Source organism: Pseudomonas sp. RV120224-01b, assembly GCF_003208145.1.
Taxonomy (GTDB): Bacteria; Pseudomonadota; Gammaproteobacteria; order Pseudomonadales; family Pseudomonadaceae; genus Aquipseudomonas; species Aquipseudomonas monteilii.
In genome coordinates this window covers 1-13,489 of the sequence record NZ_QKMQ01000021.1, presented here as the reverse complement: position 1 = coordinate 13,489, position 13,489 = coordinate 1, and the positions used below count along the sequence as shown (strand labels likewise).

General features: G+C 65.3%; 13 protein-coding genes and 1 pseudogene. 1 reads left to right on the top strand and 13 read right to left on the bottom strand.

Annotation, left to right across the window (positions count from 1 at the left end):
• Nucleotides 1–244 precede the first annotated feature (244 nt).
• The 12 genes from N436_RS24905 to N436_RS24850 all read right to left on the bottom strand — a co-directional run bounded on the left by N436_RS24905 (nucleotide 245) and on the right by N436_RS24850 (nucleotide 10,825).
• Nucleotides 245–904, bottom strand: coding sequence for a general secretion pathway protein GspN (locus tag N436_RS24905; RefSeq protein WP_105946869.1), 660 nt, complete (start codon nucleotides 902–904; stop codon nucleotides 245–247).
• Nucleotides 901–1,287: a type II secretion system protein GspM gene (gspM, locus tag N436_RS24900; protein ID WP_110742202.1), complete on the bottom strand. Its 387-nt coding sequence runs from the start codon at nucleotides 1,285–1,287 to the stop codon at nucleotides 901–903. Before gspM ends, N436_RS24905 begins: the two co-directional genes overlap by 4 nt.
• A complete protein-coding gene (gene gspL / locus N436_RS24895; RefSeq protein ID WP_105947039.1) occupies nucleotides 1,284–2,360 on the bottom strand; it encodes a type II secretion system protein GspL in 1,077 nt (358 codons plus the stop codon). Before gspL ends, gspM begins: the two co-directional genes overlap by 4 nt.
• Nucleotides 2,357–2,947 (bottom strand): prepilin-type N-terminal cleavage/methylation domain-containing protein, encoded by a 591-nt coding sequence (locus N436_RS24890; RefSeq protein WP_110742249.1) that lies wholly within the window; start codon nucleotides 2,945–2,947, stop codon nucleotides 2,357–2,359. Before N436_RS24890 ends, gspL begins: the two co-directional genes overlap by 4 nt.
• 152 nt (nucleotides 2,948–3,099) lie before the next feature.
• Nucleotides 3,100–3,468 carry a type II secretion system protein GspI gene (locus N436_RS24885; RefSeq protein ID WP_110742201.1) on the bottom strand — a complete coding sequence of 123 codons (369 nt, stop codon included), beginning with the start codon at nucleotides 3,466–3,468 and terminating at the stop codon, nucleotides 3,100–3,102.
• Nucleotides 3,465–3,896 (bottom strand): type II secretion system minor pseudopilin GspH, encoded by a 432-nt coding sequence (gene gspH / locus N436_RS24880; RefSeq protein ID WP_110742200.1) that lies wholly within the window; start codon nucleotides 3,894–3,896, stop codon nucleotides 3,465–3,467. Before gspH ends, N436_RS24885 begins: the two co-directional genes overlap by 4 nt.
• Nucleotides 3,897–3,898: 2 nt before the next feature.
• Nucleotides 3,899–4,333 (bottom strand): type II secretion system major pseudopilin GspG, encoded by a 435-nt coding sequence (gene gspG, locus N436_RS24875; protein WP_110742199.1) that lies wholly within the window; start codon nucleotides 4,331–4,333, stop codon nucleotides 3,899–3,901.
• Nucleotides 4,334–4,350: 17 nt separating this feature from the next.
• Entirely contained in the window at nucleotides 4,351–5,553 is a 1,203-nt protein-coding gene (gene gspF / locus N436_RS24870) for a type II secretion system inner membrane protein GspF (RefSeq protein WP_105946874.1), read from the bottom strand.
• A 3-nt stretch (nucleotides 5,554–5,556) separates the two neighbouring features.
• Complete coding sequence (locus N436_RS24865) at nucleotides 5,557–7,005, bottom strand: GspE/PulE family protein (RefSeq protein ID WP_110742198.1); 1,449 nt, start codon at nucleotides 7,003–7,005, stop codon at nucleotides 5,557–5,559.
• The gene (gspD, locus tag N436_RS24860; protein WP_156867974.1) at nucleotides 7,005–8,759 is read right to left on the bottom strand and encodes a type II secretion system secretin GspD; all 1,755 of its coding nucleotides are present in this window, start codon (nucleotides 8,757–8,759) and stop codon (nucleotides 7,005–7,007) included. Before gspD ends, N436_RS24865 begins: the two co-directional genes overlap by 1 nt.
• 3 nt (nucleotides 8,760–8,762) lie before the next feature.
• Nucleotides 8,763–9,188: a pilus assembly protein PilZ gene (locus N436_RS24855; protein WP_110742197.1), complete on the bottom strand. Its 426-nt coding sequence runs from the start codon at nucleotides 9,186–9,188 to the stop codon at nucleotides 8,763–8,765.
• On the bottom strand, nucleotides 9,185–10,825 hold the full coding sequence (locus N436_RS24850) for a lipoprotein UxpA (RefSeq protein WP_105946877.1): 1,641 nt from the start codon (nucleotides 10,823–10,825) through the stop codon (nucleotides 9,185–9,187). Before N436_RS24850 ends, N436_RS24855 begins: the two co-directional genes overlap by 4 nt.
• A gap of 224 nt (nucleotides 10,826–11,049) precedes the next feature.
• Here N436_RS24850 and N436_RS24845 point away from each other — a divergent pair, with 224 nt between their 5' ends.
• Entirely contained in the window at nucleotides 11,050–13,125 is a 2,076-nt protein-coding gene (locus N436_RS24845) for a PhoX family phosphatase (protein WP_105946878.1), read from the top strand.
• A gap of 89 nt (nucleotides 13,126–13,214) precedes the next feature.
• Here the strand turns inward: N436_RS24845 and N436_RS24840 are convergent.
• Nucleotides 13,215–13,489 (bottom strand): annotated as a pseudogene (locus tag N436_RS24840) (IS110 family transposase); the annotation flags it as partial.

Below are 13,489 nucleotides of genomic sequence, written 5' to 3'. Positions count from 1 at the left end.
ACATGTATGAATGGCAGCAATGGCGGACTACAACGGCTTAGCGCTGCAATCCACGGTTCGCCCGCCTTTGAACCCGCCTGCGGGGCGAAAAGTGAAGGCTGCTCGAAGACTAAGCAGGGAGGGGATTTTTTTAAATGAACCATGCGTTCACTCATTACGCGTGAAGCGTAGGAAGTTACTTACAGCTCAGATTGGCGCCTTGTAGCGCCTCTGGCGTCGAGCGCTGCACGCCTGGCACGGGCTGCTACCACTGCAAGTCGCGTTGCCCTGCCAACGCCTGCGGCCCCAGCCACTGCGCCCCCCGCAACAAAGGCGTCAACGCAGCCTCCGGTTGCAACTCGAATACCAGCTGCGCCCGACGCCCTGGAAGGTCAGCATCCACGGCCAACTGATGTTGCCCCTGCTGCGCCAGTTGACCACGCAGGCGCCAGCCACTGCGGCAGTCCATTTCCAGCCAGCCCTGCCCCAGGCCCAGCGACCAGGGTTCGCTCAGTGCCAGATCACTCACTGTTACGCGGCCCTCGCTGGTCAGGCACTGGCGCCCTACCCCGTTCAGGTGCACTGCGCCCTGCCACTGCCCAGCCAAGCGGTAATCAGCCGCCACCGTAGCCTGGGGCCCCATGGCTGCTGCTTCCAGCCGCCAACGCCAAGGCCAGCCTTCGGCACGCAGCTGCCAGGCTTGCCCTTGGAACCCCAGCTGCGCAGTGGCCTGCATGCGCCAAGGCTCCACCGACCAACGCAATGGCCCGACTGGCCCCAACTGTTGTGCGTGACCTTGCCACAGGCTGCCACGGGCATCCTGCATTGGCAGGCCAAGCCCGCGTGCCAACCAGCTAGCAGGTAGCTCCACCAGCAGTGTCACGGCGAACACGAGCAGCACCCACGCCGCAGCTTTACGGCTCATGGCTGCACCACCAGATCGAAGTGCAACACCTTGCCATCCTGCTCCAGCCCCCATTGCAGCGGCTGTACGCCTTCGGTGCGCAGGGCCTGCAACCAGTCCTGCAGCGACCGCTCATCGGCCACCTGCCCGCGCAGGTGCCAGGTTTTGCCTTGCTCATCGACCTCGGCCAGCGCCACCCGCCGCGCCTCGGCCGACTGCTTCAGACGTTCCATGCTCAAGCCAGGCCCCCCCTGCAAACTGGCGGCTTGCTCAGCCAACCCTCGCCACTGGCTGACTTCACGCCATTGCGCCAAGCCCCAGCGCAGCGCCAGGAAGGCCAGCAACACGGCAATCAGCAACCAGGCCAACTTCAGCCGATGACGCTGTATCCAGTCCCGGTTCATGCTGCGGCTCCCAAATCGAAGACCACTTCGCCACCTTGAACCTCAACGGCAGCATCGGCGGCCTTGGCGATTTCCTGCCAGGGTGGCGCTGCGCCGTCGCCTTCCAGGCGCAGCTGCCAGCGCTGGCCATCGAAGCGCACGGCTTGCAGGCGCCAGCCGGGGTGATCCCGCAGCCACGCCTGCAACGTTGCCTGCAGGTCTTCGAGCTGGCGTGTGCGCACTTGCTGTTGCAACCCACTTTCACGCAGGCGCTTGAGGGCCTGAGCGGCATGCCGTGGGCTGGCCTGTTCGCCGGTCACGGCAATGACCTGGGCGCGCCAGAGTTGCGCCTGGCGCCATTGCTGGCTCAACCACAGGCTGCCCCATACTGCCGCCAGTACCAGGCAAGCCGCCAACAGCCGTTGCTGCGGACGCGAAACAACAGGCAATGAAGGTGCCTTGCGGCCACGCTCGAACAAGCCAGGCAGCGAATCGAGGGGCGCCAGCGCGCTTGGCCAGTCGCCACTCAGTGGCACCTTTTGCAGGTGTGCCCAAGGTTGCTGCGGCATTTCTCCCAGTGCATCCGGCCACGCCAGCCAGTGCTCCTGTTCGTCCTCGCCCAACCCTGTGTACAAGGACATGCCGGGTGGGCGCTGCCAGTGCCAGGCAGTGCCTGCTTCTACCGCAGGTAGCAACTGCGGCTCTGCCCAGCAACGCTCCACTTGCAAGCCCCATGCGGCACACTGCCCGCGCCAGCCCTCCAGTTTCTGGCGTGCCACCACCAGCAGACGAAGGTGGCCGGGTTCTCGGGCCAGGCAGGCACAGGCCACTTCGTCCGGCGGTTGCAGCAAGCAGTCCTCAAGCAGCAACGACCACTCTTCACGCTTGAGCCCCGGTGGAGCCGGTACGCGGAAGCAGCTGCACGCCTCGGCAGGCAGAATCAGTGCAACCCGGGCTTGCAGGTTCGCCGGTGGCTCACCCTGCCCTTGGCGCTGCACGACGCCGCTCTCGGTCAGTGCCCAGTGCCAGACAACGCCGGGGCGCAGCAACAACCACGGCTGAGCCGGCGTTCGTCGCCGCCATTCAAATTTCATGAGCGCCCCCACGGGAGGGCGAACGTGCAGACATAGGGTGCTCCATCACGCTGCAATTCCAGGCGCACACCACGGCCGGGATGCGCGGGCTGGTCGGAAGGCCAGGTCAGCCAGCGGCCGCCCTGGTAATAAAGAACGTTCATCCCGCTGACACGGTCGAGCTGTTCGCGTTGTATCCAGCGCGGGGCGGCGGCCGCGTACAGCTCGGCCGAGCTTTCCAGCAGCAGGCGTTGGTCGCGGGCCTCGAAGCGCAAGCGTTGGCGCTGCAGGCGCGAGCCGCCCTCGGCCTCTGGCAGGCCGGTGGCAGCGACCCATTGCAACTGATGGCTTGCCGGTTGCCAGTCCAGCCAGCGGCTGGCCAAGGGCAGGCGCTGGTCATAGAGCCGGCGCAGCACCGGGCTGTCGAAGCGGCGCTCCAAGGCCAGGCAGAAGTCCAGCACCGAGGTTTGTTGGGTGGTCACCTGAAGGCGTTCGCGGACCTTGAGCCAGCCGTTGACCAAGGCGGCGAGCATGATGCCGAGCAAGGCTGTCAGGGCCAGGGCCACCATCAGCTCGATCAGGGTCAGGCCGGCCTGGCGGCGCTTCATGGGCTGGACTCTCTGCTGTTGGAGACACTGGCATCCTGTGGGAGCGGGCGCGCCCGCGAACACCGGCATAGCCGGTGCCATCCACCGAGTCGCCTGATTCGCGGGCATGCCCGCTCCCACAGGGATCGTGCAAGCCCCACGATCTCTGTAAGTCATGGGCGCTCCAGAAACACGGTGTACTGGCCCAGCGGCAGGCGCTGGTCACGGTCGGCGAACAGTTGCAGCTCGCCCCGGCGCAGGTCGCGCACGCCGGTGCGGCGCAGGTGCAGTTGCCAATGGCACGGCTGGCCGCCCTGGCTCAGCTCGCCGTTAGCCTGACTGGCGGCAGGCCAGAACTGCTCGACGGCGAAGCGGGTTTGCAGCTCACGCGCGCACAGCAGGCCAAGGCGATGCTGCTGCAGGTTGTCCTGCACAGCCAGGCGCTGACGCAGGACCTGGCTGGTGATCACCGCCAGCACAGCAGCGATCGCCAAGGCTACGGTCACCTCCAGCAAGGTGAAGCCACGCTGACGTTGCTTCATGGCGCCACCTGCAAGCGACCATCGCGGCCCCAGGCCCATTGCTGGCTGCCATCGGCCCAGCGCCAGATCACGCTGCCCGGCTGTGCCCAGCCATGCGGCGTGAACATCAGGCGCGGCTGCGGGCTGGCGGGCCAGTCCGGCTGCAAGCCCTTGGGCCAGTCACCCACCGCAACGGCTTCGACGACCCAGGCATTCCCCTCGCGCCGCACAAACTCCGGACGCTGGCCATTCCAGCGCAGCCCGCGCAGTTGCCCGGCATGTCGGGCCAACGCGGCCTGCGCTCGGGTTTCGGCCGCCAGGCGCTGCAACGCCTGGTCGACATTGGCTTGACCGCTGCCAAGCCCGGCCACCGCCAGGCCCGTCATCAGGCCGGCGATGGCCAGCACCACCAGCAATTCGATCAGGCTGAAGCCCCGCTGACGGCGCACCTTTACAGTTCCCAGTTACCCAGGTCGGCATCCTGGCCTTCACCGCCCGGCAGGCCATCCGCACCCAGCGAGTAAACATCCACCCGACCATGCTCACCGGGCATGCGGTACTGGTACGGAGTGCCCCACGGGTCTTCCGGCAGGCGGCGCACATAACCATCGCTGCGCCAGGCCCGTGGCAGCGGCTCCTGGCTCGGTTTTTTCACCAGGGCGCCCAGGCCCTGCTCGCTGCTGGGGAAACGCAGGTTGTCCAGCCGGTACATGTCCAGCGCCTGCTCCAGGGTGGCCAGGTCGGCCATCACCTTCTGTTTCATGGCCTTGTCCTGGTTGCCCAGCACGCTGGGCGCGACCACGGCGATGAGCAGGCCGATGATGAAGATCACCACCATGATTTCCATGAGGGTGAAACCGCGCTGGCGGTTGCGTCGATGCAGCATGGCAAAGCTCCTTGTCGTCACAGTTGCAGGCCCTGGTTGAGTTGCATGATCGGCAACAGCACCGCCAGCACGATGAACAGCACCACGGCGCCCATCACCAGGATCATCAGGGGTTCGAACAGCGCCATGGCGGTATCCACCTGGCGGGCAAAGCCGCGCTCCTGGTCGTCGGCCACGCGTTCGAGCATGTCGGCCAGGGTGCCGCTGGCCTCGCCGCTGCCGACCATGTTCACCAGTAGCGGCGGGAATTGCTGGCTGGCATCCAGCGCTCGGTGCAGGCTGGTACCGCCCTGCACTTGCTGGCGCACCTGCTCCATGGCCAGCCGGATGCGCCGGTTGCCGACGGTTTCGGTGGCCACTTGCAAGGCTTCTAGCAGGGCCACGCCACTGCCACTGAGAATCGCCAGGCTGCGCGCCAGGCGGGCGCTTTCCAGCACCTGCAGCAGACTGCCGATGCGCGGCAGGCGCAGCAGCAACTGGTCGCGGCGCAAGCACCAATGCGGCTTGCGCAGCAACCAGCCGCCGAGCACGCCAAGCACCAACGCCACCCCCAACAACCACGGCCCGGCGTGTACCAGCCCCTGACTCAGGCCGATCAGCAGCGAGGTGATCAGTGGCAGGCTTTGCCCTGCGTGGGCGAATTGTTCGGTGAGTTTGGGCACGACGAAGGTCATCAGGCCGACGACCACGGCAAGTGACACGCCCATCAAGACGGTGGGGTAGATCAGCGCAGTACGGGCTTTGTGTTGCTGGCGTTGTACCTGCTCCAGGTGGTCGGCCAACCGTGTAAGCACCTGTGCCAGGCGCCCGGAACGCTCGCCGGCCTCGACCAGTGCGCAATACAAACCCGTGAACGGCGCCCCCTGGCGCGCCAGGCTGCGGGCCAGGCCCAGGCCTTCGGCGAGCGATCCACGCAGGGCCACCAGCACACTGTGCAGGGCCGGCTGGCGCAGTTGGCGTTCAAGGGTAGCCAGCGCATCGACCAAGGGGATGCCAGCCCCGATAAGGGTCGCCAGCTGGCGGGTCAGTTCACAGAGCTGGGCGCGGCTTAAACGCTGGCGCCTGGCTTGCCGGGCTCCCGCTTCCTGGCGCTGCAACTGGCGGGCGAACAGGCCCTGCTCACGCAACAACTGGCGTGCATGGCGCTCGCTGTCGGCTTGCAGGCTGGCCTTGTGCGCTTTGCCGGCGAGGTCGACGGCCTGGTAGCGATACGTCGGCATGCCTTAGCCCTGTACCACACGCAGCACTTCGGCCAGGCTGGTCTCGCCACGCGCCAGGCAATCACTGGCCATCGCCACCAGGCTCTGGCGGCGCTCGGCCAGGTAATCCTGCATGGCCAGTTCACTGGCGCCGTCGTAGAGCAGACCGATCAAACCGGCATCCAGCTCGATGAATTCGTACAGGCCCAGGCGCCCGACATAACCGCTGCCCTGGCACTGTTCGCAGCCCACCGCGTGGTAGCTGCTGCCCAGTGCCGCCAGCTCTGGCCACAGCTCACGCTCGGCAGGTTGCAGCGGGTACGACACGGCGCAACGGCACAAGCGCCGTACCAGGCGCTGGGCCAGCACACCACGCAGGCACGAGGCGATCAGGAACGGCTCGATGCCCATGTCGCGCAGACGGGTTACCGCCCCCACGGCGCTGTTGGTGTGCAGGGTGGACAGCACCAGATGGCCGGTGAGGCTGGCCTGTACCGCGATCTGCGCGGTTTCCTGGTCGCGGATTTCACCGAGCATGATCACGTCCGGGTCCTGGCGCAGGATGGCGCGCAGGCCACTGGCAAACGTCAGCCCGGCACGCGGGTTGATGGCTGTCTGGCCAATGCCGGCGATGGCGTATTCAACGGGGTCCTCGACCGTGAGGATATTGCGGCTGCCATCGTTGAGGCTATTGAGGCTGGCGTACAGGGTGGTGGTCTTGCCCGAGCCGGTCGGGCCAGTGGACAGCACGATGCCGTTGGGGCGCGTCAGGCAACTGCGCAGGCCCTGTAACACGGCGGGCGGCATGCCCAGGTTATCCAGCGCCAGCAGGCTGGCCTGCTTGTCGAGCACGCGCATGACCACCCGCTCGCCATGAATGCCGGGCAAGGTCGAAACCCGCACATCCACTTCACGGCCTGCTGCACGCAAGGTGATACGGCCGTCCTGGGGCTGGCGCTTTTCGGCGATGTCCAGGCGCGCCATGACCTTGATCCGCGACACCAGCATGGCCGACAGCGCTCGCGGTGGGCGCAACACTTCGCGCAGGTGCCCATCGACCCGCAGGCGCACCACCAGGCTCTGCTCGAAGGTTTCGATATGGATGTCCGAGGCGCGCAGGCGCAGGGCCTGGCCGAACAGGCCATTGATAAGGCGGATGACCGGGGCTTCGTCATCGCTTTCCAGCAGGTCTTCGATGCGCGGCATCTCGCTCATCAGGCTGTCCAGGTCGACCTGGTCACCGATGCCTTCGATCAGCGCTTCAGTGGCGGCATCACCCACCTCATACAACTGGCCCAGGCGCTCGTCGAACACGGCGGGTTCCAGATATTCCAGCGCACTGGGCTGGCCATGTACACGCAGCAGCTCCTGCAACTGGGCGCTGTCGGCATCACGCCGTAGCCACAGCTGCCAGCCCTCCGCCGCCGGGGCCATGGCCACCCCGCTTTGCCGTGCCTGGCGATATGGCAGCATCACCAGTCACCGCCTTCCAGGCGCGCGCGGCTGGCGGGGAATACCTGCAACAAAGGGGTGCCCTCGGCCAGGTCCGGCAGTTGCAGCGGCGTGGTCTGCTGCAAGGTGCGGTACTTGTCTTCGCTAAGCCCGGCCAGGCTCGGCCCGTCCCGCAAGATGCGCGGGCGGATGAACACCATCAGGTTCTGCTTGGTATTCTTGGTGGCGTCGGAGCGGAACAGCCGGCCCAGATAAGGGATGTCGCCGAGCAGCGGCACGCGCTGGTTGCTGGTGCTCAGTTCGTCGCTGATCAGGCCGCCGAGGATCACCAGGCCGTTGTCCTCGACCATGACCTTGGTCTTGATCTCGCGCTTGTTGGTGATCACATCGCTGGCCGCGCTGGACTCGGCGATCGATGACACCTCCTGGACAATGTCCAGGCGCACGCTGTTGTCGACGTTGATCTGCGGCTTGATACGCAGCTTCACCCCGACCTCTTTACGTTCGATGGTCTGGTACGGGTTGGCGTTGTTCTGTGTGACCGAACCGGTGACAAAGGGCACCTCCTGGCCGACCAGGATGGAGGCCTCGGCGTTGTCCAGGGTCAGCAAAGTAGGCGTAGACAGCAGGTTGAAACCACTCTTGCCCTTTAGCGCATTGACCAGCATGGCGAAGTTGAACCCGCCGCCGAAATGGCCAATGCCCGCCGTGGCGCCGGTAGTGGCGGACAACAAGTCACCAAGCGCCTCGTTGTCGCCACTGGCAGCCGCCCCGGCGATGTTGGCGATATTCACCCCGTTGCTGCCGAAGTTGACGATGCCGGCGCCGAACTTTTCGTCGGCAAACAGCCATTGCACGCCCAGCTCCTGGGCGCTGCTATCGGACACCTCGGCAATGATCGCTTCCACCACCACCTGGGCACGGCGAATATCCAACTGCTCGACGATGGCGCGGTAGGCGGCCAGTTCGCTGTCGGGGCCGACCATCACCACAGCGTTGGTGCCTTCTTCGTATTCAAGGCGAATGCCCGGGCCACCACTGGTAGCCACCACGGGCCTGTCCTTACCCTCACCTTCACCCGCTCCTTCAGCCGGCACCGCACCCTCCTGGCTGAGCCCGCGTAACACTTTGACCACTTCACCGGCATTGGCATGGCGCAGGTAGATCACCTGGGTGCTGCCATTGCTTGGCGCCTCTTGCGGGCGGTCGAGCTGGCGCAGCAGGCTACCGATGCGGTCGAGGTTGCTGCGCCAGTCGGTAACCACCAACTGGTGCGCTGCCGGGTACGGGGTGATCACTCCAACGCGTGGGTCGATCAGGGGTTTGAGGATGCCCAGCACCTGTTCGTTGGCGGCGTTGCGCACATTGAATACGCGGGTAGCCACGCTGTCGCTGCCTTCGCCTTGCTGCCCGCCCGCCTCCACCGGCACCGGTTCCAGGCGCGCGGCCTGGTCGGGGACGATCTTCACACTGCCGTTGGGCAGGTCGACGGTGGCATAGCCCTGGGCGCGCAACTGCGCGAGGAAAATGTCGTAGATGGCATCGGCATCGTGCAGGTCGACGGTGCGCACAGTGACCTTGCCCTTTACCCGGGGGTCGACGATGAACGTGGTACCGGTAATGCGCGACACGCTGTCGATGAACTCGCCCAGTTCGGTGTCGACGAAGTTCACCTCGTACATTGGCGTACCGTTGTCATCGAACACCGGCTCTTCGGCGCAGGCCAGGGACAGCACCAGGCTCAGCGCAGCCGCCACGCAGTATCTAACAGGCATCGTTCATCCTTGCCGCTTGAAGCCGGTCACGGCAGGGCGTGGCGGCCAGGGCAGGCGTTCGCGCCGCCCCTGGTTGTTGAAAATCAGGCCATCACTGTCGATGTCCTGCAGCACGATCCCCGGCGCCAGGCGTTGGCCACGCGCCAGCGTGCGTACTTGCTCGCCGTAGCGCAGCACCACCACGCTGGAGGCCAGTGGCTCAGCCTTCAGGCCCCCGAGGTATTGCAGTGGCAGGCGGGTAATGGCGATTGCACCGTCGTCGATGGGCGCCTGCCAGTTACCGACCATCAGCCCAGGCAACGGACCGACAGCCACCGCAGGTGCTGTCGCCGGTTGTGGCTGGCGGCTCAGTTGCAGCACGCACTGGGCAGCCAGCCAGCCTGCCAAGGTCAGGCCTGCGCCCGAGAGCAGGCGCGAAGCGAACGTCACGAAGCCAACTGCCGTGGGTGCCAGCCCGGGTGCCCCTGCACATAGCGCACGTCTGGCCATTGCAACGGCATCAGTTGCCAGCCGGGTGCCTGACGGGCGAGCCAGGCTTCAACCCGCTGCCACAGGGGCTCGCCCGCCTGGCTTTCAAACTGCAGGCCAAAGGTGCGGCACAAGCCCTGCACCGGCTCCAGCCCTGTGATGCGCTTGCCTTGCGGGCTGTAGCTGACCCCCCAGGCCTGGCTCTGCCAGCGTGGCAGGTCTTGGCTGTTGTCCAGCAGTAGCGGGTCGCCGAACAGTTGCTCTGCGGCGTTCTCCAGTACTTGCTCCACCTGCCGGGCCGGCGCTTCGACCACCGGGGCCGGGTAGCCACCAGTCAGGCTGATCAGGTGTTCGCGGGTGATGGGGGCACCTGCGGGCAGCGGGTAGTCATAGCGCAGGCCCGGCAGCAGCACGGGCATGCTGCTTTCATCGGCCAACGCTTGATGCAGCAAGCGGTCCCAGCTGCCGCCACGGGTGTCGCGGCGCCACAAAGCCTGTGGCGCACGGGCCAGCGGTTGGTCGAGCCAGGCCGCATGGCCGGCGCGTTGCTGGCGCAAGGTAGCCTGCAGTTGCCCCACCCGCAGTTGCGCGGCGGGTGACAGTTGCTGTTCGAAGGCCGGGAAGAAACGCCCATCGAATTGCCATGCGCCAGCCACTCGCTGACAACGCAGGCGGAAGGCGCCGCTGCCCCGGCAACCGGCGAACAGCACCGGCACGCGCCGGCCACTGGCCTGGGTGACCTCGACCGGCGCCGGCCACAGGTCCTGGCCACGGGCACACAACAACACGTCGATTTGCGGCACCCGCTCGGCCAGCCACAAGCCAGGGCCTGTGCCTATGTCGGCCATGGCCACCACCAGGTCGGCTTCGCGCCGGGCTTGCTCGAACACGGGTTGTAATGATTGGTACCACAGTTTCAGGGAGGCTTTCTGGTCCTGGGCGTAAGGGTCAGTCACGCCGACCACGGCAATGCGGGCACCGCCGCGCTCGAAGACGTGCAAGGCCTCCAGCCCCAGTGCCTGACGTTGCGCGTCCGCCAGCCCGGCGCCCAAGGTAATAGCGCTAGCCTGGCGATACAGCCCATGGCTACGCTGCGGCCACAGCACGCGTTCATCGCTGCTGACACGCACCTCACTGCCCAGCAGCTGGCTGCCTTGAACGCCGCTCTCACCTTGAGTCAGGTAGGCCAGGCCACTGCCATTCCAGCCTTGGCCGTTTTCCAGGGTCAGGCTGTTACCTGCACCGGCCTCCGCCCGCAGTTGCTCCAGCAACGCCGCCAGCACGGCAAAACCGCCCAGCTGGGCTGCAGTTGCCTGGCTGGCATCGAGCAACGGCGCCAGTTGCGGGTAGGCCAGGCTGGCGCTGCTGCCGGTCATCCAAGGTGCGCGGCCCAGGTGGCTGACCGGCCCCAGCCGAGTCGCCGGCACCACCGCCTGGCCAGGTTGGCGGGCATCGAGGGTATCGGCCACGTACAGCAGGTCGAGGTGGGCGTTACCGCCCTGCTGTGCAGGGAAAGCAGAACAGGCGCCGAGCAGCGGGGCCATGGCCCCGACACCCATCCAGCTGATCACTTCGCGCCTGTGCATGCTGCTTGCCATCGAACCCGCCATCCTTATCCATGTTCATTCAGGGCTCCGGATGTTGCGGCGTTGGCATTACAGTTTGATGGCAGAATTCCGACAGTCATTCCAAATCGATCTGTCAGCGAATGTTCTAAGAGCGGGCCGTTTTAAAACCCCGTTAACATTTCTGCCAATGAATCATCATATTTGCGCACTAAAGTCGCGGTTTCCTCTAACTCAGCCAATATAAGGACACCCTGATGAGTCGAGATACCGGCGACAACCTGAACCGGAACCAAAGCGGCAACCTGCCGATGGCCAACGTCATGGACGCCTACCTCAGCCGCCGCAGCGTGATGCGTGGCAGCCTGGGCGCCGCCATCGCCATGATCGCCGGTACCGGCCTGACAGGCTGCTTCGACGGTGGTGGTTCCGATCACGATGATCCGGTCACCGAGCCACCGGTGACCGAGCCGCCTGTTACCGAACCAGAGGTACCGAAACTGGCGCTGGGCTTCCAGTCCATCCCGGGCTCGCGCACCGACGCCTGCGTGGTGGCCGCCGGCTACAGCGCCTATGTGCTGGCGCCGTGGGGTACGCCAATCAACAGCAACGGCAACCCGTGGAAGTCTGACGGCAGCAACACCTCGACCGACCAGGCCAATGCCATGGGCATGCACCATGACGGCATGCACTTCTTCCCCATCAACGGCAGCTCGGAAGACGGCTTGCTGGCGATCAACTTCGAATACATCGACACCGCTGCCCTGCACCCGGCCGGCCCCACCACCGACGTGAATGGCAAGCGTCCGGTCGAGGAAGTACGCAAGGAAATCAACGCCCACGGGGCTGGCGTGGTGCGCCTGCAGAAAGTCAGCGGACGCTGGCAGGTGGTCGACAACGACCCGCTGAACCGCCGCTTCACCACCGCCTCGCGCATGGAAATCACTGGCCCGCTGCGCGGTACCGACCACGTCAAAACCAAGTACTCCACCGCCGGCACCCATTGCCGTGGCACCAACAACAACTGCGGCAACGGCTACACCCCGTGGGGCACCTACCTGACCTGCGAAGAGAACTGGCCAGGCATTTTCGTCAACAAGGGTACCCGCCCCGAAGACCAGCGCCGCATTGGCGTGGGCACCTCCAGCGGCCAATACAAATGGGAAACCGCAGCTGGCGACAGCACTGAGGTGGCCGACGAATTTGCCCGTTTCGACGTTACCGTCAAAGGCACCAGCGCTACCGACGACTACCGCAACGAAGCCAGCACCTACGGCTACATCGTCGAAATCGACCCGTACAACAGCAGCACCCTGGCCACCAAGCGCACCGCCCTGGGCCGCTTCCGCCACGAGGGCTGCGCCCCAGGCCTGCCGGTCGCCGGCAAGCCGCTGGTGTGGTACATGGGTGACGACTCGAACAACGAGTACCTGTACAAGTGGGTGTCCACCGCCGTGTGGGACGCCGCCGACGCCACCCCGGCCGACCGCCTGGCCACCGGTGCCAAGTACCTTGACCAGGGCAAGCTCTACGTGGCCCGCTTCAATGCCGACGGCACCGGCGTATGGCTGCTGCTGGATGTGAACACCGCTACCACTAACGGCAGCACCCTGGGTGCGCTGTATGGTGACTTGCCAGGCATCATCCTCAACACCCGTGGCGCCGGCGATGCCGTGGGCGCAACGCCGATGGACCGCCCGGAATGGACCACGGTCAACCCGCTGAACGGCGATGTATACCTGACCCTGACCAACAACAGCGCGCGCACCCCGGAAAAGGTCGATGCGGCCAACCCGCGCGGCCCGAACCGCCATGGCCACATCATTCGCTGGCACGACAGCGACGACCAGCTGAGCTTCACCTGGGACATCTTCGTGTTCGGCGCCAACGCCGCCGGTACTGCCGATATCAACCGTTCCGGCCTGACCGAACTGAACCAGTTCGCCAGCCCCGACGGCATGAGCTTCGATAGCCGTGGCGTGCTGTGGTTCGAGACTGACAACGGTGAAAGCACCCTCACTGATTACACCAACGACCAGCTGCTGGCAGTGATTCCTTCTGACCTGGTGGATGCCAGTGGCAAGCAGGTGCCGGTGAACGCGCAGAATCAGGTGAACCTGCGCCGCTTCTTCGTTGGGCCGAATGAGTGTGAGGTGACCGGGATTACCTTTACCCCGGACAACAAGACAATGTTCGTGAACATTCAGCACCCGGGGAACTGGCCGTATACCGACAAGGCGACCGATGCTACCCCGGCCGGGGCCACAGTACGGCCGCGGGCTTCGACGGTGGTGATTCAGCGTAATGATGGCGGGGAGATCGGGACTGCCTGATAGATCTGCGCACGGGGGCCGCTTTGCGGCCCAATCGCCGGCAAGCCAGCTCTCATCAAACAAAATGCAACCCACTGTTTTTTAAGCACTCAGGCAGCCACCAGTTGGTACCCCAGTTTCCGGGCTTTGCGAAGCAAAGCCCGGACCTGTCGGTCTTGGCTCCTGGCTTCGAATTCCTCAAGACCTTTTTCGACATAAGCCTGTTTCTTGGTTAGCAGGTTGTACACCAGTCGTGCCAACTGGTGGGCAGTGGCTTTGATGGCGCAGCTGGTATCCATTCGAGTCAGCCTGGCTCGGTGCGATGCACCAATGAAACCCTTGTCATTACGAGCATTGGATGCAGCCTGCTTGAGTGCTTGAGCTG